General features: G+C 33.1%; 14 protein-coding genes. 5 read left to right on the forward strand and 9 right to left on the reverse strand.

Features of this window, described 5'->3' with window-relative positions:
- Nucleotides 1-601 precede the first annotated feature (601 nt).
- From RMO83_RS09395 to RMO83_RS09410, 4 genes are all read left to right on the forward strand, one after another.
- Nucleotides 602-1,096: a hypothetical protein gene (locus tag RMO83_RS09395; RefSeq protein WP_310559424.1), complete on the forward strand. Its 495-nt coding sequence runs from the start codon at nucleotides 602-604 to the stop codon at nucleotides 1,094-1,096.
- Between the two features lie 943 nt (nucleotides 1,097-2,039).
- Nucleotides 2,040-2,318 carry a DUF2805 domain-containing protein gene (locus RMO83_RS09400; RefSeq protein WP_310559425.1) on the forward strand — a complete coding sequence of 93 codons (279 nt, stop codon included), beginning with the start codon at nucleotides 2,040-2,042 and terminating at the stop codon, nucleotides 2,316-2,318.
- Between the two features lie 122 nt (nucleotides 2,319-2,440).
- A complete protein-coding gene (locus tag RMO83_RS09405) occupies nucleotides 2,441-4,300 on the forward strand; it encodes a peptidase M61 (RefSeq protein WP_310559426.1) in 1,860 nt (619 codons plus the stop codon).
- Nucleotides 4,301-4,418: 118 nt separating this feature from the next.
- Nucleotides 4,419-5,129, forward strand: a complete 711-nt coding sequence (locus tag RMO83_RS09410; RefSeq protein ID WP_310559427.1) for a DUF4369 domain-containing protein — start codon at nucleotides 4,419-4,421, stop codon at nucleotides 5,127-5,129.
- Between the two features lie 43 nt (nucleotides 5,130-5,172).
- On the opposite strand, the gene RMO83_RS09415 is transcribed toward RMO83_RS09410, so the two are convergent.
- The 9 genes from RMO83_RS09415 to RMO83_RS09455 form a co-directional block, all read right to left on the reverse strand.
- Nucleotides 5,173-5,490 (reverse strand): rhodanese-like domain-containing protein, encoded by a 318-nt coding sequence (locus RMO83_RS09415; RefSeq protein ID WP_310559428.1) that lies wholly within the window; start codon nucleotides 5,488-5,490, stop codon nucleotides 5,173-5,175.
- 5 nt (nucleotides 5,491-5,495) lie between these two features.
- A complete protein-coding gene (locus RMO83_RS09420; protein WP_310559429.1) occupies nucleotides 5,496-5,780 on the reverse strand; it encodes a rhodanese-like domain-containing protein in 285 nt (94 codons plus the stop codon).
- Between the two features lie 336 nt (nucleotides 5,781-6,116).
- The gene (locus tag RMO83_RS09425; protein ID WP_310559430.1) at nucleotides 6,117-6,713 is read right to left on the reverse strand and encodes a peptidylprolyl isomerase; all 597 of its coding nucleotides are present in this window, start codon (nucleotides 6,711-6,713) and stop codon (nucleotides 6,117-6,119) included.
- 14 nt (nucleotides 6,714-6,727) lie between these two features.
- Nucleotides 6,728-7,084, reverse strand: a complete 357-nt coding sequence (locus RMO83_RS09430; RefSeq protein WP_310559431.1) for a VOC family protein — start codon at nucleotides 7,082-7,084, stop codon at nucleotides 6,728-6,730.
- A 157-nt stretch (nucleotides 7,085-7,241) separates the two neighbouring features.
- Nucleotides 7,242-8,996, reverse strand: coding sequence for a T9SS type A sorting domain-containing protein (locus RMO83_RS09435; RefSeq protein ID WP_310559432.1), 1,755 nt, complete (start codon nucleotides 8,994-8,996; stop codon nucleotides 7,242-7,244).
- 247 nt (nucleotides 8,997-9,243) lie between these two features.
- Complete coding sequence (locus tag RMO83_RS09440; RefSeq protein WP_310559433.1) at nucleotides 9,244-9,534, reverse strand: helix-turn-helix transcriptional regulator; 291 nt, start codon at nucleotides 9,532-9,534, stop codon at nucleotides 9,244-9,246.
- 172 nt (nucleotides 9,535-9,706) lie between these two features.
- Entirely contained in the window at nucleotides 9,707-10,678 is a 972-nt protein-coding gene (locus tag RMO83_RS09445; RefSeq protein ID WP_310559434.1) for a hypothetical protein, read from the reverse strand.
- 174 nt (nucleotides 10,679-10,852) lie between these two features.
- Nucleotides 10,853-12,079: a glycogen synthase gene (glgA, locus tag RMO83_RS09450; protein ID WP_310559435.1), complete on the reverse strand. Its 1,227-nt coding sequence runs from the start codon at nucleotides 12,077-12,079 to the stop codon at nucleotides 10,853-10,855.
- Nucleotides 12,080-12,447: 368 nt separating this feature from the next.
- Nucleotides 12,448-13,563, reverse strand: coding sequence for a bifunctional methionine sulfoxide reductase B/A protein (locus tag RMO83_RS09455; protein ID WP_310559436.1), 1,116 nt, complete (start codon nucleotides 13,561-13,563; stop codon nucleotides 12,448-12,450).
- 272 nt (nucleotides 13,564-13,835) lie between these two features.
- On the opposite strand from RMO83_RS09455, the gene idi reads away from it, so the two are divergent.
- The gene (gene idi / locus RMO83_RS09460; protein ID WP_310559437.1) at nucleotides 13,836-14,363 is read left to right on the forward strand and encodes an isopentenyl-diphosphate Delta-isomerase; all 528 of its coding nucleotides are present in this window, start codon (nucleotides 13,836-13,838) and stop codon (nucleotides 14,361-14,363) included.
- Nucleotides 14,364-14,399: the final 36 nt, after the last annotated feature.

The raw sequence follows: 14,399 nt of genomic DNA on the forward strand, positions 1-14,399 counted from the left end.
ATAATATAAAAACTGAAAAATTATGGAAGAATTATTATGTAAAAAGTCCTATTATTGTAAACCAATAACAGGACTAAAAATGAGTTGTAAATCTATTTTAGGATTAAGTATAAATATGTAAACTTATTTTAGGACGAGACATATAGGGAACGAAGCAACCCTAGCGTGCAAAACATTTTCTATATATAGGGTAAGAAGCGACACTAGTATTCAAAACATTTTTTATATATAGGGAACGAAGTGAAACTAGTATGCGAAATTATTTTATTTCGGCAAGAAATTATTTAGGATTCGATTATGAAATAGAAGTTATTGTATTAGTTTTGTTTTAAAGGTTTATTGGAGTGGGCGCGGATTGCAAATCCGCGCTATCGGGGTTTCTTATTTTAGTTTGGCAAGAAATTAATTAGGATTAGATTATGAAATAGAAGTAATTGTATTAGTTTTGTTTTAGTGGATTATTACAGTGGGCACTGAATGTATAACCGCCTATTCTTAAAAAGACCAAGTGCTAAATTAAAATCAAATAAAAACAATTGCTATTACCTTGATGTTGGTGAAGGTTTTAAAGCTTTAATGGGTGTTGACTTAAACTTTAAGTTTGGAATTAAGAAAGGTGATTAAAATAAAGATTTTATTATATGGGGATATTTTAATTTTAGATTGTGACGATAACTTATTAATCAGAATTAAAAGAACTTTTAAATGGAACAGTAAAATATCTTTAGCTTTTTACAAGAATGACATTTTAATACTTGAAACTAGTCACTATAGTTTTTTGCCATTTGTCGTAGAGAACATTAATTATCAAAAGCTTGAAAAAAAAATCAGCTTTAAAAATATACAAGGTAAGGAAGTTTTGCTTTTTGGCACTACTGAAATTAGTATTAAACATAAATTTGATTACTTGATTTATAAAGAATTATGTAATATTTTAATAGATGGTAAAGTTATTGGTAATGTAAAAATTGAAAGTTTACTTTCAACAAAGAATATAACTCTAACTGTAATTTTCAAAGAAAAAATAGATTATCATATTCAAGAATTATGTCTTATCAATCTAGCCATAAAATACTCTGATATTGATGGTAATTAATTACAATAAGAAGAAAAAAAAATGAAGCTAATACATATTTAATTATTGTTACCTGATCGGATATGAAGTAAATATCGCGTGTCGGATAGCAGCACACAGCGAGAAGCCTCCAAGAAGTTCAGAAAGTTTCCCGCTCAGAGCGAGAAGCAAAATAGAACCTCAGAAACCTTGCCGCAGAGAGCGAGAAGCCTCCAAGAAGTCCTGAAACCTTCCCGCACACAGCGAGAGGCCTCCAAGAAGTTCTTGGCGATAGTAAGAAATTGTAAATTGTATATAAAATGTAGAAACCAAAATTGCGCCAAGACGGAGTAACCAAATTGCGCCAAGACGAAGTAGCTTCTTTTACATCAAGATTTAAAAACCCAATACTACTTTAAACAATTTCATTAATAATACCACATATAGTGCAAAGACTAATAAAATTTCAAATGCAGAATAGCGGCGTATAATAAAAACTTTTCTTTTCCTTATCGCCAAATTTGGCGGTATAGTAAAAACTTTTTTTTGCCTTATCTCCAAACTTGGCGGTATAGTAAAAACTTTTCTTTGCCTTATCGCCAAACTTGACGGTATAGTAAAAACATTTATTTGTCTTATCGCCAAACTTCACCAAATCTTCCTTAAAAACAAAACGTTATTAAAAGCCGGGTGCGCAATGCTGTACTAAAAAAATCTTTACACACTTTTTTAATACAGCATCGCATGCCATCCAAAAAGTTACAGATATATACCTCGCCAAGAACGAATCCTTTATACTAGTATGAGGGTAAATAGACCAAAAAAGCCATTCTAAGTATAGCATTCACAAGAAAATAGGTAAAAACCATAAAATAATTTGGCTTTACCTAAAAAGTAATTATTTTTTTTATTAATATTGGTCAATGATTTAAAATAGAAATTTAAAAACCAATCATTACAACAAAATTGAATTAATTTTCACCTAATGAAGAAGAGTAATCGCACAGAATTAAATTGGGAACAAACAGAAAAACTTGTTGTATTCGCCCTTGAAGAACGAAATCCTTTTGAAATCATCAAAAAAGAATTTGGCTTAGCCGAAAAAGAGGTTCTTGAAATCATGAAAAAAAAGATGCCTGCCGAGAAATTCGAAATGTGGAAAAAGAAAGCGCTTGCCAGTAAACCAAAACCAAAACCTGCCAAAATAGATGATTTTGACGAAGATTTGGATGGTAAATATTACATAAAAAACAAACTCGATTAAAACTTGAAACTCCTACTCCAAGGGAGTTTTTTTTATCCAATATAGTATTCTCCATAAATCTACAGCAACTGTAACAATTCTATACTAATTCTGTCTAATACCCAAACTTAAAATCCAAATAAATGAAAAAAATAATTTTCGCATTCGCATTTGCTACCGTTTTAGTTAGCTGTAAAACGGCCAGTTCATCAACTGCCTCTTCTATTAAAGAAGAAGTTCAGGTCAACATCAATCTTAACAACATCAGCGACGACAAGGTTTTAGTAACAGTACTACCTCCTAAAATCAAAACCGATGAAATTACGTTTAGCATTCCGAAAACGGTACCGGGTACTTATTCAGAAGATAATTACGGAAAGCATATTGATGATTTAAAGGCTTTTGACAAAAAAGGAAACGCATTGACCGTTAAAAAAACTGACGAAAATTCGTGGTCTATTGCTAATGCTAAAAGTTTGAATAAAATCACTTATTTAGTCAACGATACCTATGATACCGAAAAAGGCGAAGGTTTTGGTGGTGGTGATATTTTCTCGCCATCGGGCTCTAATATCGATGCTGGCAAAAACATAATGCTAAACACGCATTGCTTTGTGGGTTATTTTACAAATTTTATGGCAACCCCATACAAGGTAAACATTTCGCATCCAGCAGCACTTTGGGGTGCAACCTCAATGACCGATCAAGATCCAGCGACCACGAATGATGTTTTTGTAACCAACCGTTATGCAGAATTAGTGGAATTTCCAATTATGTACTCAAAACCAAATTACACTTCTTTCAGCGTTGACAATATGGAAATTCAAATTGCGGTTTATTCTCCTAACGGAAAAATAACAGCAGATGCTATTACTCCTGACATGAAAAAAGTAATGACCGCTCAAAAACATTTTTTGGGTGCTATAAATACCACCAAAAAATACACTATTTTGCTGTATTTGTCTACCATGAAAAACGATGCTCAAGGATTTGGAGCTTTAGAACATCCAACCGCTACAACTGTTGTTTTTCCTGAAATGATGCCCAGTGATGCTTTAGCGCAACAGTTGAAAGATGTCGTTTCTCACGAGTTTTTCCATATTGTAACGCCGTTGACGATTCATTCGCAAGAAATTCAAAATTTTGATTACAATGCACCAAAAATGTCCGAACATTTATGGATGTATGAAGGCGTAACCGAATATTTTGCCAATCTTTTTCAAATCAATCAAGGATTAATTGACGAAGAGGAATTTTATACTCGAATGGCAGAAAAAGTTGAAAACGCCAGCAAAATGAATGACACGATGCCATTTACAACAATGAGCAAAAATGTACTTGTTGAACCGTATAAAACACAATATTTGAATGTGTATGAAAAAGGAGCCTTGATAGGAATGTGTTTGGATATTATTATAAGAGAAAACAGCAATGGTAAAAGAGGAATTCTAGACTTAATGCAAAAATTATCTAATGAATATGGCGTTTCTAAAGCATTTAATGACGAGGAACTTTTTGCAAAAATAACCGAATTGACCTATCCAGCAGTTGGAGAATTCTTGAAAACTTATGTTTCAGGCCCAACACCAATACCTTATGATATGTTTTTGGCGAAAGTTGGCGTAACAAAATCGACAAAAAAAGCAGCAGCGAATGTTTTCTTGAAAGGTCAAGTTCCTTACATTACTGTAAATCAAGCAACCAAAGAAATTATAATTATTCCAAATATTGAATTGAACGATTTCTATACCAGTCTTGGACTTAAAGGATCTGATATTTTGGTGTCAATCAACGATAAAAATTACAGTTTAGAAAATATTTATGATATGATTTCAGACAGCGAGAAGTGGAAAGAAAACGACTCAATTTCTGTTAAGATCAAGCGTGAAGGCAAAGAACAAATTATAAAAGGAAAAGTAAAACTTCCTTATGAAGAAAAAGATAGTTTCATTGCTACCGATGCAACAAAAACAGCATTAAAAGAGGCTTGGTTAAAAGGATAAAAAGCACTGTAATTTGTAAAAAAACCAATCTTAAACGATTGGTTTTTTTATAAAATTACATGAATTTAATAACTACAATTTGGAACAATTTGCTTTATTTTGCAAAAAAAATCTAACAATGACAAAATCTATCGTCAGCTTCTTTGCCGTTTTACTTTTAGTGTCGTGTAACAAAGAAGTATCAAAGACTAACCTGCATCTTACAGGAAATATCAAAGGATTAAAAAAAGGAACTCTATACATTCAGCGAGTAGTCGATACAAGCCTCGTTGCTTTGGACTCGATAAAAATTGATGGGGATTCAAAATTTGACACCAATTTAGATTTAAAATCACCCGAGATGCTTTATTTATTTTTAGACCGAGGAGTAACCAATTCAATGGACAATAATATTTTGTTTTTTGCCGAACCAGGAACCATAAATATTGAAACCAATCTCGATTCGTATATTGCAAGTGCAAAAGTTAGCGGTTCTAAAAATCACGAAAAATATGAAGAATACCAAAAAATAAATGCGCGTTTTAGAGATGAAAACTTGGATATGATTCAACAAAAATTCAATGCCCTAAAAAATAGCAATGCGAAAGCAGCAGATAGTTTAGCCGCGAGACAAGACAACAATACGAGACGCAAATACCTTTTTGCCACAAATTTCGCCCTCAACAATAGAGATTTTGAAGTGTCTCCCTACATTGCTTTATCCCAAATCTACGATATCAATATCAAATATTTAGACACCATCCAAAAATCGATGTCTCCAAAAGTAGCGCAGTCACTTTACGGAAAGGAGTTGACGAAATATGTTGCAAAAATTAAAAAGCAACAGTAATACAATTTTAAAATAATAAGATAAGCTTGGAAGTGATTTCAACTTATCCAATTTTATTTTTAAGGCTGTACCAACCGCCACCATTGTACACTTGAGTATAACCATTCGATGCAAGAATACTTTTGGCCGAAGCACTTCGCATTCCTGAAGCACAACAGGTAATAATAGGTTGGTCTTTGTCTTTTAGTTTTCCCAAGTTGTTTTTTAACGCGTCAACCGAAATATTAATAGAACCCTGAATATGTCCACTGGCAAATTCCGATTTAGAACGAACATCTAAAATTATGGCGCCGTTTTTCACCAATTCTGCGTAGTTGACGCTAGGTCCAAATCCGAATAATTTTTTTAATGTGTTGATCATTTTTATTAATTGCTTAAAGATTTAAAATAATTTACGTTGAGCCAAGATCCGCCATTATAACATTCGACACCATATTTTGATAGGTAATTATGGGCTTCACCACTTCTCCCACCTGATGCGCAGCACAAAATTAGTGGTGCTTTCAGTGCTTTTAATTCTTCCATTCTTACTGGGATTTCATTCAACGGAATGTTGATAGAACCAGCCACATTGCCACCTATAAATTCTCCATAAGTTCGAACATCTACAATTGTTCCTTGGTTTGCTGCAATTAATTTTTCCATTTCCATTTTTCAATTATTTTACACGTTATAAAGTGTTATCTGAATTATTATGGAGCGAAATTAATGCAAGGAATGTGCTTGGAGCGTAACTTTGGTTACACAAGTCGAGATTTGTTTGAAAAATAGATTTTATTATTTTCGAACATTGTTGTCCGATAAAAAATATGTTTGATGTTATAAGCTTCTTTAATTCACGGATTAAGATTATAATTTTAAAACAACTCCTTGATTTTGTATCTTATTAATTTTCTTAGTGAATCTTTTTTTTCTTTGTGAAACTTCGTGTAAAAACCAACAAAATTGTTACACGAAGTTTCACAAAGAAGCACAAAACCCATATTGCTAATTTTTATCGGACAATAGTGATTTTCGAATGATGGACAGAATCACTAATGGAGGTTTGAAATATTGGTTGTCGTTTGGTGCAAGGAGTTGAATTTTTTTGACCACATCTATTCCTTTGATAACTTTTCCGAAAGCGGCAAAACCTTGTCCGTCTTTATTTCTTTTACCACCAAAATCCAACGAAGGTTGGTCATTGATACAAATAAAAAAACTACATGTCGCCGAATCTGGAGTGTCTCTCGCCATAGAAATCGCTCCGTTTTTGTGAAGCACGCCTGTATTTGCTGTTCTTTCGAGTGGAATCGCGGCGAAAACTTTTGTCGAATCGACTTCGCCACCTTGAATGACTTCAATTTTTACGGAATCCTTTTGTTGATTGTTTAAAGTTACTGAACGAAAAAAAGTCGTGTTGTCATACAAATGGGCATCAACATATTTCAAAAAATTGGCAACCGTAATCGGTGCTTTTTTAGGATATAATGCTACACTGATATCGCCTAATGATGTTTTAATTATGCATGTTTCTCTCTTCTGTGCTGTAAGATTAATGATAGCAAAAAGTAAAACTAGTAAAGTCAGGAAGATTTTTTTCATCGTTTGGTACGCTTTTATATACTTTGTCCGAAAGTCAGCAGGTTGTTGTCTGGATCAAGAACAGAAAATTCCTTTTGTCCCCAAGGTTTTATTTCTAGTTGCCCGTTGGGATGAATGCTTGTTTTATTGTCCAATAAAGTTTGATAAAAGGTATCAATAGCATCTATTCTAATGTAAACTTGGCCATAGTTTTCTTTTGAATCCAATGTTTTGAACTCAAAAAAATGAATTTGAATTCCATCTTTTTGCATCATTAAATAGCCGTCAAAGTCAGCACTTCCAAATTCTTGAAAACCTAACTTGTTACTATAAAAGATCCTTGTTGCCTTTTTGTCGCGCATCGGTAACTTTGGATGAATGGCTGTGAGCATATTTGATGGGATAATTTATTGAAGAATTGGAATGGACAGGGATTGAAAATCCGCTATTGGGTTCTTGTTTGTTTCCACGAGCTACTTGCTGGAGCCAGTAGCGAGCTAAGAACATAATAGTCCTAGCTTTTAGTAGTAGTTATTTTATTTCATAAAACTAATTTTTTATGAATTTACGTTTATAAATTCCCTTCTCTGTTTGAATAATTATAAAATAATTTCCGGTATTTAAGGGTGTGACATCCAAAGCCGTAATTTTTTCTGCTTCATTGATATTGATTACTAATTGTCCTATGCTATTATAAACTTTTATAGATTCTTTTTTTGCGGATTTATTTTCTATATAAAGAGTATTTGTTGTTGGGTTTGGGTATACTATAAAATTATTGTCTAACGTGTTTGTTACATTGTTTAATAATACAAGACTACTAGCAACTTGATTTAAAATAAAAGTATTATCGTTTGGAGTTTCATCAATTGAAACTGTATTTATTGATGAAGTAAAAGCAAATAAATCACCATCATTTACAGGTGGCAAATCAGTGTCTGAGTTAAAATGTAAAATAACTTGTATTTCTCTTGATTCAAATGGTTTTAGGTTGCTGAAATTCCAAACTAATGTATTCACAGATTGACCAGATGCGCTTGGGTTTGAATAAACATAATCAGTTACTGCATCATCAAAAGAGAAATTGATGGTTCCAGATTGTGTATTGGTGCCTTTGTTTTTGTATATGATTTTATAAGTATTATTTGAACCAGGCATTGCAGTATAATCCCAATTCATTTGAGATAAATTAATGTCTAAATCGGGGTGAGAACCATTTGGCGTAACACAGAAATTTTGAGAATACGGACTTGCTTGTGTTGGGAAAGTTATATCTACAGAAGTTGGAAAAATAGTAAAATAAGTTGGATTGTCTAAAACAGGTTGCATTGTGTATGTTCCGTCTGGAACTGTATAAGTATAATTTCCAGTGCTATTTCCAAATACATTTCCAGTATTTGTTCCATTTGACATAGACAATTTTAAATTTGGAAATGCAATATCCAATACATCGCAACCATCACTAGTTTCGTCATATTTGATAGACCCATTTGCAGTATAGAAATTTCCACCCGGAACAAAAGAACAGTATGAATTGGTATAACAATTTGAATATCCATATTCTGTAATCTTTTCTTGAACTTGTGTCAATTGAAAATCATCTGCACAAACATATTCAAGATTGGGATTATTTGAGAAATCTAAATATATAGGTGCTTCAATGGAGTTGTTTATAATATATAAAGTATTCAAACGGTTTGACGCACAATTTAATTTACCTAATTGCGTCAAGTTGCTCGTGTCTAATGTGCTCAGCATATTATTGTTGCAAAATAGGTCACTTAAATTAGGTAGATTGTTTACGGATAATGTTGTTAATAAGTTGTTTTCACATCTTATTACTAATAATTTTGGTAAGTTTGATAGCAATAACGAAGTAATTTGATTGTTAAGACAAGAAAAGTTAGTTAGAACAGTCAAGTTTGAAACATTTAAACTGGTCAATCTATTATTATATGCGTCAAAGCCCACTAATTTAGGAAAAGTAGACAAGTCTAGCTTTGAAATGGTATTATTTGCACAGTTTAAATGAGTTAGATTTGTAAAATATTCTAAACCACCTAAATCTGAAATACCGCAATTATATAAAACTAAATCATTAACCAATAATGCCTCACTAACTTGAATTTCATTGTCATTATTTGAGTCAATTTTAAAAGAACCGCCTTGTTGATATGCAATTCCGTTGCCAATTTCAGCCTTAAGTAATCTTGCTTTAAGATTTTTATCAGGAAAGTTAATTGTTTGTGCCTTTGCGTTTGAAATCATACAAACTGTGCAAAAGAAATAAAGCAAATTTTTCATAATTGAGGATGTAATAGTTGTTTTGTTATATTTAGTGTTTATGCGAAACTATTGATAACAAAGTTTTTGGAGCTTTGCGAAAGCAGTTTTGCTGTTGAAAAACTGCCTGTTCGAGGAATTCCCTAAGAGCTCTCCAGAGGAAAGCTCTTAGAACTTTAGAAAGAAAGTCGAAAAAATTTCGTACTAACTCTATGTTATATTGAGCTTCTAGCTCTTGCCTATTCCAATCTTTTTAGGCAATATCGATTTACATTTCAATGGATATTTTTACTTTTCCATCAAATCCTTTTACAACAATGTCGTGAAGGGTTTTTAGCATTAAGTTACTTCCGTTGTTTTCAATTTTTGAAATATATTCCCGTTTTTTGTCCACAAGTTCCCCGAGTTCTGTTTGTGTTAAATGTTTTTCTTCACGAGCTTTTTTTAGCATTAAACCAATTTTAAAACCCCCAAAATCTCGTTCTAATTCATCACGTCTTTCAGTTCCTTTACTTCCGTAAACATCGTCTTTAATTGCTGTCCAACTTTTAGTTTCCATTTTCTTTTAATTTATCGTTAAAATACATTTCGATTAAACTCAATGCTTTTTCAATTTCGTTTTGTTCACTTTGAGATTAGTAGTACACACGGATTGCAAATCTGCACTATCCGGTCTTATTGATAATTGTAAATCATTGCCGTCGGTTTGCAAATTCGCTATCGAATTGTTGTTATTCTTCGTTTGTCGGTATATGTTTTTCTTTGCAATAACTTTCAACTTCTGTATCGTTTGCAAAGTAGCCATCACAAAATTCGTCAAGTTCTTTTTCGGCTCCTGAAACATATTTTTCACTTGCGGTCATTAGTTTTTCCGTTTGTTCAATAAATTTCTCAAACTCTTTATTCATTTTGCAAAGTTTGTCAATTGTTTTGAAGTCTAAATCCCTAAAAACCGATGGATAGAGTATTTTGCTTTGGTATGGATTTGCATTTAGTTCTATAATTCCAATTCCAAAAGATTGATTAAGTCTTGCCATTTCCTCATTTAAACTGTCGCTAAATTCCAAAGCTACTAAATAGCCATAATTTGCCCAACTTGAATTTGAAACCGCTTGAAAAAATGCTTTTTTTAGTTCGCTGTCACTATTAATTTCTCTTTTTAGTTCGTATGAACTCAATTTGAAAGTGTCAACTCTATTAATTGATTTTAGAAAGTTTTGGCTTACTTTAGATTGAAGATTTAAAAATTTAATTCCAACCATATCTGGGTGTGTCCAAATTTGGTTGTTGTCTTTGCCGTTAGATTGTTCGTGAAAGATTGTCTTTGAATACGTGTCTGTGTTTTTTAAATAACTACTTAAAATTTTATGTAAATCTCTTTCTTCGTATACTTTACTTTTATCTGCTTTCTTAGGTTTATCAGTCTGAATTTCAACATCTCCACTCAAAATTTCAATACTTATATTTTGTTCATTTTTAGTCAAATAATAGGAGTAACTTCTTCCATCGCTTTTTATTCTTTTAACTCTTGTGTCGTTTTTCTGAATAAAATCAGTCAAAACGCCAGAAACTGATAGAAATGGAGTTTTTGAATTTCCAAAATCAAAGTATTTATTTTTTTCAATATGGTTATAAATGTCCATATATATTGAAGGCTTATTCAATTCCCCTAAACTTTTTAAAATCGCTTCTTTTAATGTCATTTTATAATTTTCATTTTTTTTGTTGTGTCATTTTGTAATCGGCTGGAACTGTAAAATATACTCACATACTAAGGTTACAGTATATCTTATTGTCAGGTTTAAATAATTTATTTCAAACAACACAAAAAAACGAATTACTATTTTTTGTGTTGTAGGTTTACTATTAAAACATAGTTAAGCCTTCTCCTTCACAAATCCGTCAATCACTTTTTGATAATAATCATATGTAGTTTTTGCGATAGATTCCCAACTAAAAATTTTCAAGACGCGATCTCTTCCGGCTTTTCCCATTTGGGTAGCCAAGGCTTCGTCTTCTAACAAAACATTAATTTTGGTTGCAAAAGCTTTTTGGAAAGCTTCTGGATTTGCTGGATTAAAATCGGTTCTGGAAACGCTTTCAAGCGGTATTAAATAACCCGATTCTCCTTCGACAATGATTTCTGGGATTCCACCTACGTGGCTTCCCACAACGGGCGTTTCGCAGGCCATCGCTTCGAGATTGATGATGCCAAAAGGTTCGTATAAAGATGGACAAGCAAAAACGCGGGCGTGACTGTACAACACTTTTATTTTTTCGCGTGGTAGCATTTCCGAGATGAGGATAACTCCGCCTCTTTCCTTTTTCAAATCGGCTATCAAAGCTTCGGTTTCTTCGGCGATTTCTTTGGTGTCGGGAGCTCCGGCGCAAAGTACGATTTGGCAATTTTTATTGAAATATTTAGCGGCAGAAATCAATTGCGAAATCCCTTTTTGTCGTGTAATGCGTCCTACAAATAACACAAAAGGAATGTTAGGATTTATTCCTAATTCCAAAAGTAAATTGTTATCAAAGGTTGGTTGGTAGAATTCGGGATCGATTCCGTTGTGAATTACTGTGACCTTTTCGGGATTAACGCCATAGGCTTCGATGACATCTTCTTTCATTTGTTCGCTCACTGCAATGATTCCGTCTGCAGTATTGTAAGCGCTGTTTTCGATCCAACGCGAAAGGAAATAGCCGTTGCCAAGTTGTTCCACCTTCCAAGGACGATGCGTTTCTAAACTATGTGTGGTCAAAATCAATGGTGATTGCAACAATTCGCGCGTCAAAATTCCGGCGAGATGCGTGTACCATGTATGACAATGAATAACATCAGCCTCAGGTGTGGCTTGCGATAGTTCGACATTTCGACTCATATTGTGAAACATTTTGATGTGCGGATTGGCATCGTCAACCATTTTAGTAAGGGAAGAAGTAATCCCACGAACGTGCATCGAATCAGTATCTACGTTTTGATTGCCAAAACAGCGCACTTCGACCTGACCTAATTTGGCTAATTCTTGGCTTAAAAAATCGATGTGAACACCGGCGCCACCGTAAATATTGGGTGGGAATTCATTGGTAAAAAGAGCTATTTTCATTCTGATGAAATTTTATATTGTGAAAGTAAATTATTTATTTTGCTTTTCAAATATAATAAATATACTCTAACTCATTGGTTGTAACTATTAGAATTTTAGAAAAATAAAAAAATGAAACTCATAGAAACATAGAAAAAAGAACGAGATAGACCAATTCTTGGTTTTAGCATAGCTATGTTTGGCTATTGCAAAATGAAATGCCTTGAAAAATTCAATAAAAGCTATGTTTCTCCTATGTGTTTAAAAAAATGTAAATTGAATTTCTCCGAGATATTTGATGTTTTTGTTGCTACGAATAAATGGGGGATTAATTTATAAACTAAAGGCAATAAAAAAACCGAAAATTTCTTTCCGGTTTTTAAGTCAATTTATTTTTTCAATCGGTCTTTAAAAATCTTTTCGAATTTCTCAATTTTGGGTTGAATTACCATTTCGCAATAGGGTTGGCTTTTATTATTTTGGTAATAATTCTGATGGTAGTCCTCAGCTTTATAAAATTGTGTTAATGGTTCCAAGGTAGTAACAATTGGATTGCTATATACTTTTTCGGAATTTAATTTGTCAATAATAGATTGGCCTTCTTTTTTCTGTTGCTCGTTGGCATAAAAAATCACAGAACGGTATTGCGTTCCCACATCGCCACCTTGACGGTTTAAGGTTGTTGGGTCATGAACAGTAAAGAAAACCTTGAAAATCTCATCAATATTGGTAATCGTTTTGTCATAAGTAATTTGAACCACTTCGGCATGACCCGTATTTCCTGTGCAAACTTCTTTGTAAGTTGGATTGGCATTTTTTCCACCTGCGAATCCAGAAACTACTGATTGCACTCCTTTTAAATTTTCATAAACGGCTTCCACACACCAGTAGCAACCGCCACCAAGAGTAATGGTTTCCAGATTGCTTTTGTTTGTATTTGCTGTGATTACTTGGTCTGGAACAAAATCCAAAGCGATAGAATTCATACAATATCTTTTGCCTGTTGGCGCAGGTCCATCGTCAAAAAGATGGCCTAAATGTCCGTCACATCGTCCACATAATGCTTCGATTCTTTTCATTCCATACGAATTGTCATCTTTGTACACCACACTATTTTTGTTTTCTTGTTCAAAAAAACTAGGCCAACCGCAACTGCTGGCAAATTTCTGATCGGATTTGAATAATTTATTGCCGCAAGCGGCGCAATAATAGGTGCCTTTAGCGTCTGAATCCCAAAGTTTTCCAGTGAAAGCCCTTTCGGTGTCGGCGTTTCTGGAAACGGCATATAAATCTGGAGAAAGCACTTTTTTCCATTCCGCATCAGTGACAATGAGTTTTGTGGTGTCGGTATTCGAATAATAGGGATTTCCGGGTTTGCTGATTGAATTTTCCATGTTTGAAGAATTTTGAATACTATTTTTGTTGTTTACAGTTTGTCCGCAGGCTTGAAGCATAAATAAAGGAATCAAGAAGAGCAGTTTTCGAAGTTGAAATTTTGTTTTCATAATTTTACTAATTTACTTTTTTTTATTTTTCAAAAGTAGTATTGACTTCCAAATTAAATTGTCGCTTAGTTTACAAATCAATTAGTAATTAGGGAAAATTTAACGTTATAAATCTATGACTAAATCAAATAAAATCAGTCCGATTTGCTACTAAATTTAATTTTATAAAATTAATCTTTTCAGATATTAAACGCGCGTTAAACTTTTCACAAACTTTCTACAAGGCAATAATCCATTTCTTTTTTCGTATTTTTGGCAAGCTAAAAAAAAATATGGAAGAAGAAAACGTAATATTGGTAAACCAAAATGACGAGCAAATAGGTTTGATGCCCAAAATGGAAGCGCACGAAAAAGCCGTTTTGCATCGTGCCTTTTCTGTATTTGTATTAAATGATAAAAATGAAATTATGTTGCAACAAAGAGCGCATCAAAAATATCATTCTCCGTTGTTGTGGACCAATACGTGTTGCAGTCATCAGCGCGAAGGCGAAACCAACATTCAAGCCGGAAGTCGTAGATTGTTTGAAGAAATGGGTTTCGAAACGGGGTTGAAAGAATTGTTTCATTTTATTTACAAAGCACCATTCGATAACGGATTGACCGAACACGAACTCGATCACGTCATGATTGGATATTATAATGACGAGCCAAAAATTAATCCAGACGAAGTAGAAAGTTGGAAATGGATGAGCATCGAGGATGTGGCCAAAGACATTCAGTTGCAACCCAAAATTTACACGGTTTGGTTCAAAATAATATTCGATGAGTTTTATCATTTTTTAGAAGAGCATAAAATTTAAGATTGCAGATTTCAGATTTCAGATTTCTGTTTGAAT

Origin of the sequence: Flavobacterium sp., assembly GCF_031423415.1 — a bacterium.
GTDB lineage: Bacteria > Bacteroidota > Bacteroidia > Flavobacteriales > Flavobacteriaceae > Flavobacterium.

Excerpts from the sequence above, each read along its gene's own strand:
- RMO83_RS09405 (WP_310559426.1), top strand. The coding sequence starts at position 2,441 with ATGAAAAAAATAATTTTCGCATTCGCATTTGCTACCGTTTTAGTTAGC.
- RMO83_RS09420 (WP_310559429.1), bottom strand. The coding sequence starts at position 5,780 with ATGGAAATGGAAAAATTAATTGCAGCAAACCAAGGAACAATTGTAGAT.
- glgA (WP_310559435.1), bottom strand. The coding sequence starts at position 12,079 with ATGAAAATAGCTCTTTTTACCAATGAATTCCCACCCAATATTTACGGT.
- RMO83_RS09415 (WP_310559428.1), bottom strand. The coding sequence starts at position 5,490 with ATGATCAACACATTAAAAAAATTATTCGGATTTGGACCTAGCGTCAAC.
- RMO83_RS09430 (WP_310559431.1), bottom strand. The coding sequence starts at position 7,084 with ATGCTCACAGCCATTCATCCAAAGTTACCGATGCGCGACAAAAAGGCA.
- RMO83_RS09425 (WP_310559430.1), bottom strand. The coding sequence starts at position 6,713 with ATGAAAAAAATCTTCCTGACTTTACTAGTTTTACTTTTTGCTATCATT.
- idi (WP_310559437.1), top strand. The coding sequence starts at position 13,836 with ATGGAAGAAGAAAACGTAATATTGGTAAACCAAAATGACGAGCAAATA.
- RMO83_RS09455 (WP_310559436.1), bottom strand. The coding sequence starts at position 13,563 with ATGAAAACAAAATTTCAACTTCGAAAACTGCTCTTCTTGATTCCTTTA.
- RMO83_RS09400 (WP_310559425.1), top strand. The coding sequence starts at position 2,040 with ATGAAGAAGAGTAATCGCACAGAATTAAATTGGGAACAAACAGAAAAA.
- RMO83_RS09440 (WP_310559433.1), bottom strand. The coding sequence starts at position 9,534 with ATGGAAACTAAAAGTTGGACAGCAATTAAAGACGATGTTTACGGAAGT.
- RMO83_RS09435 (WP_310559432.1), bottom strand. The coding sequence starts at position 8,996 with ATGAAAAATTTGCTTTATTTCTTTTGCACAGTTTGTATGATTTCAAAC.
- RMO83_RS09410 (WP_310559427.1), top strand. The coding sequence starts at position 4,419 with ATGACAAAATCTATCGTCAGCTTCTTTGCCGTTTTACTTTTAGTGTCG.
- RMO83_RS09445 (WP_310559434.1), bottom strand. The coding sequence starts at position 10,678 with ATGACATTAAAAGAAGCGATTTTAAAAAGTTTAGGGGAATTGAATAAG.